This is a genomic window from Micavibrio sp. TMED2 (assembly GCA_002168225.1).
In the GTDB taxonomy this organism is placed as follows: Bacteria; Pseudomonadota; Alphaproteobacteria; order TMED2; family TMED2; genus TMED2.
The window spans coordinates 1-16,575 of sequence record NHBH01000008.1; the positions used below are offsets into that span (position 1 = coordinate 1).

Genomic DNA, 16,575 nt, shown 5'->3' on the forward strand with positions numbered 1-16,575 from the left:
TCTGGTTTCTCCAGCAACCCGGGCAGCCTTATAATCCGCCCAAAACACCGGTAAATCAAGGCCCGAATCATGACATCTTAATGATCGGTAAAGTATCTGCACCAATAATCAGGACAGGTTAACACTACGCTATTATGCAGCATCCCGTATTTACAAAGGCTTAACGGTTATCAAATGGTAAACCATATTGGCGCTCAACATTTTTTGGCTTACTTAACAGAATGTGTACAACAAATTAAAAGTAACCGAATGTTCCGATATTCATAACCAGACAAGACCGAATGATGATGCATATGCGATGTAACACCGCCTTCAAACAGGACGAGCAAAACAAGGCGCTCAAACTGTGAGGGTCAGCCCACCAATGCCATTGGCAAACCTCGCCCCGTCAACGAATTGATCAGTGAATGCAGGCAATGCGGGATCGATATGCTGGAAAAGCATATCAACACAACTTTTAATATTCGCTAGATGCTGCGACTGGTATAATCGGATGCAAAGGAATTGCTGATGAGCGCAGGAAACAAAGAGAAAGATACTGGTCGCTTTGTTCTCAAAACCAGCGGTGGCTGGGTTGTTAAAGGCCCGGTCGAGCTGACAGATGGCTACCAACCGATTATCAAGGTTGCAGAACAGATGCGTGAACAGCGCATGAGCTTTCGCAAGCGACCAGATAATTCCTGATTTGGTCAAGCCTCAGGGGAGACCAGCCGACACTCCGACCGTAGTAATTTTCAGTGTCTGCATGTGCCCCTCCATCTTATATAATGATCATTATGTAACCTGTGCGGGCGCAGGTTCATCTCTGTGAATAGGCACTTGTATAAGACAATTAAGCATAAGACAGGGAGAGCCGGAGACTACTCGGCTAATATCGCTATTATCTGCTGCCATTTGGTTGCCAGCTCGCCATTGTTAAACCAGATGAGCGAGGCCCCAGTCAGGAACACCATGAGACAGATAAAAGTGAACGGAATGATTGACCACCATGCGTTGATCTTCATGTCTTCAGCCTTGACCAGTACTGCTTGACTGGCCATGAGCACTTCCTCGTTCTTGGCTTCGAGCTCCATATTTTTCATATCAATTTCCTCGGTCAGCCGCGCAATCAGACTTTCAAGTTTGCCATCATAATCCAACCCGAGCATTGCCTCACCCACGCCGCTACTGATTGCCTCGTGGATGATACTCCTGAGAAAGAACTCATAATCTGCCTGGTTGTCCTGCTCGTTGCGATCAGGTTTGTCGCGACCAAGTAAAGTATCCAACCGGGCAATCACAAAGCGCAACCGCTCTTGCGTCTCATTATGGCTGGCACGAAGCAGCTCCAACTCTTGCTGCAACATATCTGTTTTATCGCCGAGCCTATCAAAATGAGCGATAAGCACTGCCGACGGCTGGGCCTCCAAACCGGTTTTATATTTATCTGCGCCCATACTCATCTCCTTAATTCGAGAGGCGGCTTCTATGTAACTGTAAGTGTATTTTTTGAGCCAAGCAGCCTCAATCAAAATCTATACTGATCCCCCTTCTCGGGCCCTTTACATGCACAGCGCGTTCTTCTGTATTTGTACTGCTGCTGTTTAATCCTTGAGCAAGGTTCAATTTCTCATCCTGAGAGTTGTGAACTTGCCTTATCTGCTCGAGACTTGAGTACCAGTCATTAGGTTTGCTGGCATATGCCTCTTGCATGGCCTCTCGGGCCTCAATACGCTCGTCCCGGCTCATATCTTTACAGTCAACAATTGGTGCCGCACGACCATACAAATCAACATAGTGGTGCTGTGCTTCGATGATGGCGGCAATCCGGCTGCGTTCGGCATTGCGATCTTCACGCTCCTTATCCAGTTGTGCCAGTTCTGATACCTGTCGCAGCTCCTGATCCAACAAGTCTTCATCTTCGCTCAAAGACTGCTGGTTTTCTTTGAAGCGTTCTTCGGCACGCTCGATGCCACTGCGGATATTATCGACCTTCAGGCTGTCTCCCTCGGCCGCCGCTTCTGCGAGACCAGCGCGGCGGGCCTCCTGCTTTACCTGAAAGGCTTCGATCAGCTCATGCTGGTTCCGTGCGCCATACGCCTGCATACAGTGCTCACGGTGACGGTCGAGAAGATCAATCCGGGTTTTTCGCGCAGTATCCTCAATCTTGTCCTGTTCAGCCGTGCATTCACGCTCGAATTGATCAAGCCGCTGCTCAAGCGCTGCATCAATCTGGCCCTGCTCGAACCTGATTTCGTCCGGCGTCACCACTTTCTCGGCCTCAGCAATCAGACCATAGCCAAGCTTGCGGCGGTTCTGTTCGGAGAACTGTGCCAGAGCGCTCGGCTTGTTCCGGCTGGCCGACAGCTGCTTGACCAGCGCCTTGCGGCTTGGCGTCTGCGACCGGTCAACAAACATCTGCATCGTATCGGTGTGTCGGGTCATCGCCACATAGGCCGCTTCCGATTGCATATGATCCGAATGCATGACCAGCGCATGTTTCGACGTATGCCCCTGGGCCGCATGAATGGTCGAGGCGTAGCCAAGCTTCCATTCCTGATAATGCGCCGTGTCAAAGCTGACAGTTGAGCGGTCCCGATCCAGCATTGCAGTAATCGTGGTGCCTTCAATGCCGGTGATCAGAGCCTTGTCGTTATTTCGCAAACCGCGGGTGTTATCGTTTTTGCCGAAGATGATCCGATCTCCGACATTGGCGTTGATGATGCCATGCGCGGTTTCAAACTGCTGGCCACGGTCAAGATCACCACGCTCGATGCGTGCCTCACGGATACGGGTATTCAATCGCTCAAGCACCTTATGGCGGAACGACATGGTGGTAATATCACGCATCGCCTGTTCCTGCTGTTCCGCCCGCTTGACTGGCTCCAGCTTCACATCAGGCTTGGTAAGCTGCATATAGCGCTCAACCAGCTTGGTTTCTGCCGCTCCGGCATCCTTCGCAAACTTGATCGCCCGATGCTCACCATAAGCATCAATCGCACGCTCAACATTACCCTGCCCAAGATCCTTTGATGCGTCGCGCATCCAACCAGCCTTCTGGCGCTGGATCGCCGTCAGCCTATGAACTCCGAAGGTATCGGCCATATACCCGGCCATACCAGCCGGGCTGCCGACTGGATCAAGCTGTTTGCGGTCGAACATGAAGATCGCCTTGGCACCCGATGCCTTTACATGGGCCATAAGACGCTTCATTTCCCGCGCGCCTATCATTGACGCCTCATCGATGAACAAGACAGTATTTGCGGTCCACGCACCCTTTCGGTGCCCACGCTCTTGCTGTTTAAATGCCGAATGAATAGTACGGGCATCAATCCCGTTCTCGGACATATCCCCGGCAACGGCAGAAGTCGGCGCCAAGCCCCGAACGTCATAACCCGAGTTACGATACATTTTTTGCCCAACGCTGATCACCTTACCCTTACCAGTACCGGCAGGGCCTTCGACAAAAGAGATTGCACCATCACGCGCCAACCCACGGATCACAGCATACTGCTCGGGATTTAAGCCCGCACGAAGCCACCGTTCCTCTTCTGGCGTCAGAACAATCTGATGCCGGCTATTCTGGTTCATGGCCTGTGCCATGGTCATGATCTCGTGCTCGGTCTTGAGCTGATCATGATTGGTAAGCCGCCCGGCATCGGTCATGAGCATGCCCGGCTGTTTCTCGATCTCACGGGCAAGATCATCCAGTACGGCACTATGCGGACGTGCCGCTGCATCCCATTCTGCGCTGTAGACGGCGTTACTAACGGTACGCTTCAGCTCGGCGCGTGAGAAAGTACCCTGCCTGTTGAGCAATTCATCACGGGCAAGCGCCGCGAACTCGCGCAACTCCTGCTTAAATGGGGTTGTTTCAATACGCGGGTATTCATTGCGGAACCGGGTAAGATCTTCTGCCTGTTTCAGACGATCCAGCGCCGTGCCTTCATGCTCTTCAATCGCAAGCTGCTCTGACAGCATCATGCCGTCGCCGCGCTTTGTCGCATAGAACGTCACGCCCTTTGGAGCCGTGTGCCGGCTGGCAGCGACATAAGCGGCATAGCCACGCCATTGCTGCGTTACCACGGCACGGCTGGTATCGACGGAGACACCCTGAGTCTGAATATCTGATAGCGCATAACCCAGCCGCAATGTCGGCGTATCATTGCCGTTGATAACCACGTCCCGGCCATCATCAGTGCGAATGATGATATTGGCCACATCGCGCGCACTCCGGACAAAGCCCATATCGCCTTTGAAAATACCTCGCTCACGGTCATGGTGCCCGAACCGGATACGATCACCTTCATAAAGCTTCAGCTCCACCCGCTTCTGCTCAACCGTGTCATATTCCGGCAGCCCTGGCGGCAGCACTTCGGTCATGTCCTCGCCATAGACCATATCGGTCTTGAGCGTAACGGCATGGCCCAGCTCACCGTCCTCATGGCGGCGTGCCTGCACCGCCATGTTCATCCGCCAGACGGTTTCACCGCCCAGCCCGACCAGTATATTACGTTTATAGAACTCCGGACCTGCACCATCAGCCTTGCGGTGCGCATGATGATCCTGCACCGCTGCCACAATCCGGTTGTCCAGATAGACTTCACGGCCAAGCACTTCATCGAAGACGCTGACACCGCTGCCCTTGACCGCACGCAACTGGTCACGCTCGTACATCGTTCTGAGCGCGGTATTGTATTGCCGGTCAGACAAGGCCCGCGTGATCGCCTGATCCTGTGGATCTGACTGGCGCACCACATCATTGAGCCGGGCAGGCTCAACCTGCTCCGCAACCCGCCGCCACAAGCCATGGGTCTGCTTCACTGGCGGGAACTGCCCGTCATCCCCAACCATGATCAGCTTGGCACCGGCCTTATCGGCAACACGTTGCAGCTCTTCCAGACGGCGCGTGCCCAGCATCGCCGCCTCTTCCAGCAAAACAACCGTCTTGCTGTTCCACGTTTCGGTTTCCCGGATTGGCCCTGCCTGTTGGGCTAATGCCGAATGAACCGTCCGCGCGCCCTCGAACCCGAGAGACTTCAAGTCATTCACAACCGAATGCATCGGGCCAAGCCCGACAACCTCATAACCCTCCTGATCGAATGCCTCCCGCACACCTGACAGCAACCGGCTCTTGCCCGCGCCGGCAATGCCCTCAAGCATAACAAATCGCCCGCCGTTCAGAATGTCCTTGAACGCATCCGCCTGATGCTCTGACAGGCGCGCTTTCTTGATGATGCTGTCTGCCGTTTCAGTCGACACACGGAAGCCGTCACGGTCCCGGTTCAGCTCTACCGCGCGCTCGATATATTTGGCCTCGATCGCCAGCAACTCATTCGGCGTATAGGAACCGTCTCCTAGCTGAACGCTGAAGCGGGAAGACACTAGTTCGAGAACCGCCTTATCAAGTTGCGAACGCTCATACTGCTGATTGGCTGGGATCGCATTGTTGTATCGCTCGATCAGGCTCTTTGCCTCGAACGGCGTGAAACTTGCCTTCTCCTGGGTCAGCACCCGCAACAGATAATGCGGATCTTTGATCCGCTTTGCCGCCGCGCGTGCTTGCTCTGCCGCCCGCCGCTCACGGGCTACCGGGTTGGCACTGTCCTTGCGCTGGTGACGGATATAAGCACCCCCTTCTCGCTTCGCCGCATTCTCGATGCGCGCCCAGCAATGCACCCCATGCTCATATTCATAGAGGGTTGCCCAATCCTGCAATTTGAGCCGGTCGAACGACACCTTGGCTTTAAGCCCGGTTACAGGGTGGATTGAGTTGATCAGCAGATGCACATGGGCCTGTGGCTCGTCCTTGTGAGCCACCATCAAGACCTGATGATCACCCATCCCGATCTGCCCGATTGCCTCCCTCGCGGCCTGGATCATTTCTGCCTTTGTCGGCGCTTCTGATGGATGCCACATAAGCATAAGGTGGTATGCTGGGTATTCGGTTTTCCGCCCCCCGACACGCACCCCGTTTTCCGCCTTGATATAGTCTTGCAGCTTGACGGTTCTGGCCATCATGCGCCACGCGGTATCAGGGTCGCTGGTCGCCATATTCATGGTGTGGGTCCAGTCAACACGGTCCTGCGTTTTGAACACTCCCTTGTCATAGAGAATGTACTGAGCGACGGCCTTGATCGACTTACGTTGGAGCGCATTAGGAATCATCTTTGCCCTCCAACTGCCATGCCTGCCGAGCCAGCTTGTCAAGCTGCTCACGGATCTCCTCGAACAGCGTTTCAAAGTCTTCATGGCCCTGCCCACGCTCTCGCAACAGCGTGCCGATGTTGTGGACACTGACACCCAACTTGTTCAGTGCCACGCAACAATCCTGAAGCTTTTCAAGTGGCGTTTCCTTGCGCTGACGCACCCCAAGGCCGCGCTTCTTGAGATAGGCCGACACGCTCTTGCCGCGCTCGCGGGCAAGCTGCTCGATGCGTGCAGCTTCGTCCAGCGTGACGACAACACCAAGCATCTTCTGGTTCCGCCGCTTGCCATTTTTGGCAGCGCTGCCAGCACCAGAACGACCGCCCTTGGCAGCAGCAGAACCATGACCAGCCGAAGACGCCTTAGCGTCCTTGGCTGGCTGGTTTTGACTGTCTGATGCCTTGGTATCGGCGGTCATGATCGAAAACTCCGTTTGAAGATCGTCCGAAGGACCGTGCGTTTTGTTTTAAACAAAACATAGCTCGCTTTAAACTTATTTTCTTAAAGTTACGTCGAGAATACACCATAATACGTATGACAGCTAACATGAACTTAGGATCGATATGATCCGGACCGTTCGGATGGTTTTCAGTGCAGATTCTTTCCCTCGATAGACCGGTCTATCGAGGGAAAGAACAAGGAATTATCGCTTAACCGTATAAAAACAGATTATACGAAATACCGTATAGATATTGATTATACGGCAATCCGTATGATATACTCGGAGCAGATCAACTGATTGGATACAGTGCTGATGAATGCGGTGCGACGTGATGGCGGCAAGGCGGGTAGCGGTGATGCCCCTGCCCTGATGATCCGTGACCAGCGGCAGCTGGGGGCGGCGATACGGCGGTTGCGACGTGATGCCGGGATGAGCCAGCAGGCGCTCGCCGATCGGGCCGGGATCCGGCAACCCACCCTGTCCGAACTCGAGAGCGGCAAGATGGCCGGGCGGCTCGACACCATCCTGCGGGTGCTGGCGGCCCTTGATCTCGACATGACCCTGCAGCCCCGCCGCCGGAACAGCCCTGACAGCGATATCGGGAACATTTTCTGATCATGGCCCGCAGGCATACCCATACCCCGCTAGCCGTGCTGATGAACAACCGCCGGGTTGGCACCCTACAGCGTGCCCCTGATGGCGCTGTGAGCTTCTCCTATGCCCCTGAATGGCTGGTATGGGCCCATGCCATGCCGATATCGCTGTCCCTGCCTCTGACGGACGAGACACAGCGTGGCAGCCAGGTGCTGGCGATGTTCGACAACCTGCTGCCCGACCATGACGGCATCCGTCGACGACTGGCCGCGCGGGTCGGAGCCGATGGTACGGATACCTACAGCCTGCTGGCACGGATCGGGCGGGATTGCGTCGGCGCGCTGCAACTGCTGCCGGAAGAGGCGCTGGACGACGACAGCATGACGGCTGAGACCGGCTTGAGCGGGCGGGAACTGAGCGAGGTAGAGATTGCGGCGATGCTGTCCGCCCTCGGTGCCCTGCCGCTCGGCATGGACCGGGACCGGGATTTCCGCATCTCGGTTGCCGGCGCGCAGGAGAAAACCGCCCTCACCCGCCTTGACGGTCCCGATGGCCCGCAATGGCTGGAGCCGCACGGCACCACACCGACCACCCATATCCTGAAACCCGCGATCGGCCAGCTGCCCAATGGTATGGATCTCAGTGACAGCGTCGCCAATGAGTATTTCTGCCTGCGCCTGCTGGCAGAGGCCGGACTGCCAGTCGCCCATGCCGAGATGGCCCGGTTCGGTGAAGTGGACACGCTGGTGGTCGAGCGCTTCGACCGGCAGTGGCTGGAGGACGGACGACTGATTCGCCTGCCGCAGGAGGATTGCTGTCAGGCCCTCGGCATCCCCCCTGCCCTGAAATACCAGAGCGACGGCGGACCAGGCATTGTCGAGATCATGCGCTTGCTGCAGGCAAGCGACGATCCAGTCACCGACCGAGAACGGTTCTTCACCGCCCAGATCATTTTCTGGCTGATCGGCGCCACCGATGGTCATGGCAAGAATTTCAGCCTGAAGCTCTATCCCGGCGGCGGCTTCCGCCTCGCCCCGCTCTATGACGTCATGACAGTGGAGCCGAGCCTGCAGGCAGGGCAGCTGCAGAAAAAGGACATGAAACTGGCCATGAGCTTTGGTCGGAACCGGCATTACCGGGTACAGGAAATAACCGGTCGACATGTGGTCCAGACCGGTCGGGACAGCGACCTGTCCCTGCCCGCGATACGAGCCATCGCAGAACAGATCGCCGACACCCTGCCCGACGCCCTAACCCGCACCCGCGAGATCATGCAAACCAACGGACCAACCGCCGTGCCGGACCACATCGGCGACAGCCTCACCAAGGCCCTGCGCACCCGGCTGGATGCACTCATGACGGGCTTCGCTCAGCCCTGAATTTCAGAATATATAAAATCCAGATCATTCATCTTTCTGCTGCCGTTATATGATTAATAAATATTATTGGTTGTTACAGTTAGTTAAAGGCACCGGAAAAACTCGTGTTTTCAGGCAGGTAAGGGAATATTCCGTTCCCGTTGTACCGATGTTTGCGTTCCCGTTGTACCGTGCGATTTGTTCCTGATATACCGACGGAATGTTCCCGTTGTACCGTGCATTTGTTCCCGATGTACCGAAACGGCCCTGTGCGTATGTGGATAAGCCGGCACGCTATTGGTAAGCCCCCTGCCCTGTTGGTTGCCCTGCCGCATGGTGCTTAGTCCGGCAGCGGGTTCTTGCGCACATAGGTTTCGCAGAAGGACAGGAATGCCCTGTCCGGCGCTCTTACCTCGAGGTTCTTCTTGCGGCTCCAGGTCAGCCAGCGCTCATGCAGATAGTCGATATTGTAGTCCGGGAAGCGCAGATGGGCTTCGTGCCGGGCATCGCCTGAGGCCTTGAGTGGTTGATTCGGTACAACGGGAACAGTCGAGTCGTGAAATTCCTGCGTCCCCTGCCCTATTTCCGGTGCCGGATTGCTGAACCGGACCATGACCGTATTGGGCTTCACATTGAACGGAACCCGGTCCGTGCCCTTCTCCAGCAGCTCGATATTGTAGTCCGGTATGCCCGGCCCTTCGATGATTTTGGACAGCCGGTATTTGAACTTGCGGGTGGTGTCGCGCACGCCGCATTTCTCATATAGCCGGTCGAGCGAGATCCACCATTCCGGCTGTCGGCCCACATGCTTGCGGGCCAGCTCATACAGTCGGCGCTGCAGACCCTGTGTCAGGCGGAAATATTCGCGGTTGATGGTCAGGACCCGGCGGTCCTGCACGATCGAGCGGAACATCCAGTCATTCAGCGTAACCTCGACCGCGGCCATCACCTTCTCGCCATTGGCATTGGTGCGCTCGACCACACGCCAGGTCTCGATCCAGCCGAACCCGCGCCGCTCCTTGTGCCCGCCTGATTCAATGGTTGTGGTGATCGTGGTGCTGCGCAGCCGGAACAGGCTGTCGAGAAACAGCTCATAGGCCCGTTTGCCGGTGCCGCGCCCGGTAACCTTCAGGAAGTCATAGGCCGGAAAGGCGATCGTGCGGTTGACCGGCTGCCCGCTTTCCAGCCGCTCGTTCAGCAGCGAGGCGAGATAGATCAGGATATCCTTGTCCCAGATCGTGGCGATGCCCTTGGCACCCGGATTGATCTCGATCTTGACCCGCCCGTCATCATAGACGAACTGTTCCTCGCGCGGTCGCTTCTGCAGCGAGAAGAACGGGAACTCCATCAACCGCTGCTCGTCCTTGATCGGGGCATCAACCAGCTGGTCGAGGAATAGATCAACCTGTTTGCCGGTCATGCTGCCTCCGTCTGCGTCTTGCGGTGATGTCGGGAACGTCCTCATAATGCCAGCTTGCCGCCCCGATTGCCATCACGAATCGTTCCCGATGTACCGAATCACGAGTCGTTGGCCCCCTCACCGGCTTTCCCGCTGTTTCTGCACCTTTTGCAACGGTTTCCGGCGCTGCCGATTCCATCTCTCATCTGGCCATACCCATTGTGGATAGCTTGTTGGTACCAATCAGGTAGCTATCGACATGCTACTGGATAGCTATATAGTAGCTACTAGATAGCTATTGGCTGGTGACGGGCTTTGAAATGTGTTGAAATAGCCATTGTTTTCGGCGCTTTTTCAGCATGCTGCCAGGCTTTGCTGCGTAAATGCCGGTTATCGGATAGCTATATGGTAGCTACCAGTTAACCGGAATGGCTATCCGGTTGGTTGTTCTTGCAGATCGGTGTGATCGGTTCGGGCAGCTGCAGCTGGTGAGAGACAGTAAGTGACACGTGCGATGCCGCCGTCTGCTGGCGGGCAGGGCAGGGGGCAAAGGCTCCGGTGGCTTCAACGGTATCGCCCAGGCAACAAGGGAAGGCAGGAGAAACATGCCGGTAATTTCATTTGTTCAACCGAAGGGTGGCGCCGGAAAATCGACGGCGGCACTGGTTCTGGCAACCGAGCTTGCCAAGGGCAGCAAGGTTACGCTGATCGATGCCGATCCGAACCGGCCCATGGTCAAGTGGCAGAAGCGGGGAGGGGAGGCCGCCAATCTTACCATCGTCGAGAATGACGACGAGGTGGCCCTGCTCGATGACATCAGGGCGGCAGCCCAGACCACGCCGTTCGTGCTGGTTGACCTCGAGGGCACGCGCAACCTCGCCAATGCCTATGCGATCTCCATGTCGGATTTTGTGGTGATCCCGTGTCAGGGCTCCACCCTCGACAGTGACGAGGCAAGCCGTGCCGTGCGCCTGATCCGGAATGAGGAAACCCGCCTTGGCCGCAGCATTCCCCATGCCATCATGCTGACCAAGATCAGCCCGGCGATCCGCACCCGGACGCTTAAGCATATCGAGGATGATTTCATTGCCGGTGAGGTCGATGTCATGACCGCCTGCCTGTTCGAGCGGGATGCCTTCCGCGCCCTGTTCAGCTTTGCCGCGACACTCGACCAGCTGGATCCGTCGGAGGTCAGCGGCCTTGACAAGGCGCGCGCCAATGCCCGTGCCTTTGCCCTCGAGGTGGTGACAAGGCTGCAGGCGGGTGAGAAGGCGAAGAAGAAGGGAGCGGCGGCATGACGGACAAATCATCCGGCGGTCCGCCAGCACGACGACGGGTCAGCTCCTTTGCCGATGATCTGGCCGAGGACACGAAAGGGCAGGGGGGTGACGATCTCGACCAGCCGTTGAACCTCAGCGGCTTTGCCCCCAAGACGGCTGATGAGCTGAACACGCCGCTCGATGCCGACGCCATTCGCGCCGCCGCCGAGGCCGCCAGCTTCGCCAGCCGCCAACCGGTAAAGCCGGCGGCAACAGCGCCTGCATCGCTCGCCGTGCCTGAGGCGGCGAAAGGGCAGGGGGCAGAACCAGCCCAGGCAGTTGCGACACCGCAACCGGCCCCACCGCGCCAGCCCCGCCGCCGCACAACCGGCCGCAACCAGCAGTTCAACATCAAGGCCACGGCAGAAACCATCGACCGCTTCATCGCCCTCGCCGACAAACACGGCTGGGTCTACGGCGAAGCCTTCGAACACGCCGTCGCCGCACTGGAGATGCAGGATCGTTGAATGAGCCCCTCTTAACCGAAGTCGTCGTCACCTGTCAGACGCCGGATTGAATGCGAGCTGTTATTCGCCTTCATGCCAGTGACGGATGAATGTTTCGGAATGTTCCATTACCTTCTGCCATTCGGGCATGTAGCCGAAAATTGATGCCTCATATCGTATGTGATTGCCTGCTTTATCCAGTGCAAGGTTGCTATGGCCAATGCATGCGTAAGTATCCAGCTCATTGGTTCCACGTTTGCGCGGGCAGCAAAAATGATATCGTTCCCGTAACTTGGGGTCGATGGGCAACAGAATTCCAAAGAGCCTTCTTGCCCAGCCTTTTTGTGCTTCCGGGCTATCCAAGTCCGGGAGGAAAGCCAGCAGCCCCGGGATAAGCTCTCCTTTTGACTTGTGAAGACCGTTCAGAAAGCAACCGAGGCGGCGGCTGTTATGGGGCCTGTTTTTTGCAAAATAGTAGGAGAGATCGAGTCTGACTCCGGAAAAGATGTATGAGCCATGCGTTGGTACATCAAGTTCTGCTGGTTGTGTCTTCTTCAACCGGTCTCTCAGGCAACCGGGGCGAAAGTCCGGCAACAGGAAATTGATCTCGGGCAGTTTGTTGGCTTTGAACTCTGATCTCGTCCATATCGAGCGATAATTGCTGTTGATAAGGTAGGCATCCGGGATCCGGAATGTTGCTGTATGTCCACTGCTGTCTTTCAGGGTAACACGTGTTTCACTGAGTGAGTTTGTGCAGGTACCGCTTCCGTGATGCTGATTATAAAAGGGCTGGTTTGCCCGGGGCAGGGAATACAGATAGTCCTCGTCACCGATCAGTTCAGGTTGCATCGGCGGTAGCTCGAACCCGTCGGCCATGGCTTCTTCCATGGTAAAGGATCGGTCCTCGGTGAAAACTGTTTTACCGGTCAGTCGCCAGTTGCAGCTCGAATATCCGAGCCAGAGCACGCTCGTCAGAATGATCGCACGGATAATGAGGGTTTTATTCATCCTGCGCGGCAATCGGCTGGTGATATTCATCTTCATTTATGCAGAACCCATGTGGCCAGATGAGGGTTGTCTTCAGGCGAATACCACCTGTTCAAGGCTGGCTATGCCCACAAGCAGCAGGCTGCTGCCATCGCCTGCCGACAACAGCAATCCCTCGTCTATGATGGCAAATGCGCTCTGTCTGGAATACAGCCCCCCGCTAACTGCATCCCCTTCCGCCGCATTATAGTCAGTGACAATATCTTGCCCGGAGGGGCCGGAAAAACTGAACCTGTCGGCCCCGGCACTACCTGTCAGCATGTCATTGCCGAGGTTGCCCACGAGCTCATCATCCCCGAGATTTCCAAGCAGGCGGTCGTCTCCCTGCCCACCAAAAAGGGTATCCTGCGCTTGCCCGCCAAACAGGGTATCGGCTCCGGAATTGCCGAAGATGACGTCATTGCCGAAGTTGCCATAAATGACATCATTGTCCCGGTTTCCGAACAGCACATCGCTGTCCTGTCCGCCATAGAGCCGATCATCACCCTGTCCACCGAACACCTGATCATTGGCCTGATTGCCATATATGACGTCGTTGTCCAGATTGCCGTAGACCAGATCATTGCCATCGCCCGCCTGTGCGGTATCGGCACCCGCACCCAGTATCAGGGATTGGGCATCGGCATCCCCCCATACGCGACCGGCCACGGCGCCACCCTGGAATATCGTCTCGCCCAGTATGACGACATCTGTTGCCCCCTCGGCCTGAAGTGACACATCGGTGTTTCGCCCGTCATAGACATATATCTGGCTGGAGACCCGGCTGTTGACCACAAGGGTGGTGCCAAAATAATGGGTTGGTGATGTGGACAGGACCAATATGTGAAACGCACTGTCAGCCCCGTAAAATTCCAGTGCATCATGAACCATGCCGATCTGGTCTTCATTCAGCCCCTGAAGCCAGGGCAGAAGATTGACCATGGTTATTGCTTCGGCATGATCAACCATGTTGGCCGGGCTGTAGCTTTTGAATGCAGTGCTTACCGGCAGGTCCATCATGACGGAACCTTCCGGGTCAAGCGGGATATCTTCAAAACCAGAGACCGAGGCTTCAATATCCCTCATCTCAATTCCAGGAGTAGTGCTCGTTGTCGTGATGGTCAGCGTTGCCGTGTCATCTCCGATTATCTGTTCCGTGATTGAGGCGATAGGCAGGTCATCATTGGTCTGTGTCGGTCTGACCGTGATGCTGTCGGGCAAAACCTCCAGCTCTTCTGCGCTGTATGAAGCGTTGAGCAGCGTAACAGTCTCTGTGCCATTGATGGTAAGGACGGTGTTGTTACCGGAAATGGCGGTGGTGATGCCGATTATGGGGCCGCTGGCCAGCTCTATAAGATCATAGGCATCAAAGTCTTCAATGACATCGCCGGCACCAACAGCAAATGTGTCTTCTCCCATACCACCGGCAAGTGTATCCGAACCTGCATTGCCGTCGAGGTAGTCATTGCCATTGCTGCCCTCAATGCGGTTGGCACCTGTATTGCCAACCAGTATGTCATCAAACCGGCTGCCACGAAGGTTTTCGAAGTTCTCGAGGCTCGATACCTCTGACTGGTAAATGGCTATCCCATCAGCCAGATATGCGCTGGCACCACCATTTTCCAGATACTCAAGTGTCAGCCAGTCGCCACTGGATTGTTCATCTGTTCCATCGGCATTCAGACTGTCGGCACCACCGCTGAGGCCGATGGTATCCGCGCTTTCACCGCCTGACAGGGTTTCGGCAAATCCACTGCCGACAATCAGAACCGAGCCGTTTCTGCTGTATTGGACAACCTCGATACCGGTCATGTATGCGTCACCCTGTTGCCGGTTCAGGAAGATTTCCGTGTAGGGGTATGAATCGAATGTATCCAAAATGAAAAAATCGATGCCATCCCCGCCATCAAGGTATGCACCCTTTTCATTCGCATATATCGTATCCGAACCGGCACCTGCGTAGACGGACGTGTTGATGCCGAAATTATCAGGGCTGGGGGTATACACCGCGATGCTGTCATCGCCTGCGCCACCCAGGACAGTGGAATGATTGGTCCAATCGACATCACTGTTGCTGGAAAAAATGGTGTCATTGCCATCGCCGCCATCAAGCAGATTTGAACCCCGGAAATCAGTTAGAAAATCATCACCACGGCCGCCGTATATACGATCATCTCCATGGCTGCCGCTGATGTTGTCTTCACCATCACCACCATAGATTGTTGCCGCGCCCTGACTTTGTGCTGATGTCCTCAGGCTTGATGCTGCAATGGTATCGGCCCCTTGGGAGCCTGTCACAATAGCTGTGCTGTTGCCGAGATAAGTCTCGAAGCCGGGTGTTGTGATATTGACGGTCAGATCATCGCCGACAATCTCGACCCAGCGAATGAAATCAAAATAAACGGTATATGCATCCGCAGTGATGTTTGTATCGGTCAGGGTTACGGAGGCGTTTTCCCTGACATCAATGGACAGTATGTCAGTGACGTAGGTGAAGGTATTCAGGGGAGATGTGATAGACGTGCCGGATTGATAATCGCCATTGATGTAGAAGATCTCAAAGGCATCGGCTGTTCCAATAAAGGTGTCGAGCCCGCCATTGCCGAGATACACGGCGGTATCGCCTGACGGGCCAAGCGTATCTGCTGAATAGGTGCCCTCAACAACGCTGTAATTCTGACCTGCAAGAAGTGGATCAAATAAAGGCATGTTATGTCCCGTTCGGTAGATGGGGCATATGAATTCAGGTTGAGGCTAACATGGAAATAAAGTCCCGGCTTTTATTATTTGGCATGTTGTGGAGCACTGCATACATGGATGTGCCGGATATTGTCAGTTTCGGATATTATTGCAGCAGGCGAAGCATATTGGCCGTCATGTACTGATCGCCAGCTTACCTCTGCCAATGTTCAATAAGCCTCTCGATGCCGTACAGGACGGTTGGCCATTCGTGCATGTATCCGTTGATCGTGAATGAATATTCCAGTCTGCCCTCTATCAGACCCGTACCCCGGCAACTGTAGTCACGAATGGCAAGGGTTGCCGGATCGTAATCGCAGCGGAAGCTGTATCTCGTGCTGAGTTCAGGATCGATGGGGAGCAGCAGTGCCGGTTCAACGTATTTGCTCTGCTCACGCTCGGTACGGGGTGGAATATAGGCAGCAAGGCCCGGAATAACTTCGCCCAAGGCTGTTGTGAACCGCTCCCGATACTGTTGCGTCAGCCGGTCCATGGTTCTCGGCAAACCATCATTGAATGGCAGTGAGAGCTTGAAATAGACGCCTGAATAGCGAAGCGGTTCGTCTCCGATGATCCTGTCTTCAACTGACCGGGTGCCCCTGTATTGCCGCATACAGCCGGGCCGAAAATCTGGCAGCATCACGCTGATCGAGGGAATGTAGTCTCCCCGATAGTCTTTCCGCGTCGACGAGGACCGGTAGTTGATATCCCTGATATAGGCCAGCGGGATATCGAAGGACGCTTCAGCACCGGCGGAATTTTCCAGATTGATGCGGGTGATCTTGAGGGAGTTGGTGCAGCCGCCCCGATTGTTGGGATTGCTGAATATCTTCAGTTTTGCGATCGGCAGGGAATAGAGATAATCCCTGTCGCCAGCCAGCTCAGGCCGCAGCACCGGTTTTTCAAACCGGGGGCTTTCCATCAGGGGCTGATCAAAGGACATATCCACGGTTTTCACCGTACTCCCGCCAATCCGCCAGTTATAGCTCGCACTCAGCCAGTAAACGGCACCAATGGCTATCAATACCATGATCAGGGCAATTTTATTCATCTCGGCTTACCGTGC

11 protein-coding genes are annotated in these 16,575 nt (G+C 55.5%); 4 read left to right on the top strand and 7 right to left on the bottom strand.

The window, feature by feature from the left end; translation table 11 throughout:
• Positions 1–860: 860 nt before the first annotated feature.
• Genes CBB62_11365 through CBB62_11375 form a run of 3 tightly spaced genes read right to left on the bottom strand, consistent with a single transcriptional unit; the run spans position 861 to position 6,604 of the window.
• Entirely contained in the window at positions 861–1,511 is a 651-nt protein-coding gene (locus CBB62_11365) for a hypothetical protein (protein ID OUT39920.1), read from the bottom strand.
• Complete coding sequence (locus CBB62_11370; GenBank protein OUT39921.1) at positions 1,504–6,231, bottom strand: hypothetical protein; 4,728 nt, start codon at positions 6,229–6,231, stop codon at positions 1,504–1,506. The genes CBB62_11365 and CBB62_11370 overlap by 8 nt, the downstream gene beginning before the upstream one ends.
• On the bottom strand, positions 6,137–6,604 hold the full coding sequence (locus CBB62_11375) for a hypothetical protein (GenBank protein ID OUT39922.1): 468 nt from the start codon (positions 6,602–6,604) through the stop codon (positions 6,137–6,139). Before CBB62_11375 ends, CBB62_11370 begins: the two co-directional genes overlap by 95 nt.
• Before the next feature lie 336 nt (positions 6,605–6,940).
• On the opposite strand from CBB62_11375, the gene CBB62_11380 reads away from it, so the two are divergent.
• Positions 6,941–7,243, top strand: a complete 303-nt coding sequence (locus CBB62_11380) for a hypothetical protein (protein OUT39923.1) — start codon at positions 6,941–6,943, stop codon at positions 7,241–7,243.
• 2 nt (positions 7,244–7,245) lie between these two features.
• Entirely contained in the window at positions 7,246–8,601 is a 1,356-nt protein-coding gene (locus tag CBB62_11385) for a toxin HipA (protein OUT39924.1), read from the top strand.
• A 319-nt stretch (positions 8,602–8,920) separates the two neighbouring features.
• Here the strand turns inward: CBB62_11385 and CBB62_11390 are convergent, their stop codons facing one another.
• On the bottom strand, positions 8,921–10,000 hold the full coding sequence (locus CBB62_11390; GenBank protein ID OUT39925.1) for a hypothetical protein: 1,080 nt from the start codon (positions 9,998–10,000) through the stop codon (positions 8,921–8,923).
• A gap of 584 nt (positions 10,001–10,584) precedes the next feature.
• Here CBB62_11390 and CBB62_11395 point away from each other — a divergent pair.
• Both CBB62_11395 and CBB62_11400 read left to right on the top strand, forming a co-directional pair.
• Positions 10,585–11,277: a chromosome partitioning protein ParA gene (locus tag CBB62_11395; protein ID OUT39926.1), complete on the top strand. Its 693-nt coding sequence runs from the start codon at positions 10,585–10,587 to the stop codon at positions 11,275–11,277.
• A gap of 59 nt (positions 11,278–11,336) precedes the next feature.
• Positions 11,337–11,765 carry a hypothetical protein gene (locus CBB62_11400; protein OUT39977.1) on the top strand — a complete coding sequence of 143 codons (429 nt, stop codon included), beginning with the start codon at positions 11,337–11,339 and terminating at the stop codon, positions 11,763–11,765.
• Between the two features lie 60 nt (positions 11,766–11,825).
• On the opposite strand, the gene CBB62_11405 is transcribed toward CBB62_11400, so the two are convergent.
• From CBB62_11405 to CBB62_11415, 3 genes are all read right to left on the bottom strand, one after another.
• Positions 11,826–12,788, bottom strand: a complete 963-nt coding sequence (locus CBB62_11405; protein ID OUT39927.1) for a hypothetical protein — start codon at positions 12,786–12,788, stop codon at positions 11,826–11,828.
• Positions 12,789–12,824: 36 nt separating this feature from the next.
• A complete protein-coding gene (locus tag CBB62_11410) occupies positions 12,825–15,479 on the bottom strand; it encodes a hypothetical protein (GenBank protein OUT39928.1) in 2,655 nt (884 codons plus the stop codon).
• Positions 15,480–15,663: 184 nt separating this feature from the next.
• Positions 15,664–16,560: a hypothetical protein gene (locus CBB62_11415; GenBank protein ID OUT39929.1), complete on the bottom strand. Its 897-nt coding sequence runs from the start codon at positions 16,558–16,560 to the stop codon at positions 15,664–15,666.
• Positions 16,561–16,575: the final 15 nt, after the last annotated feature.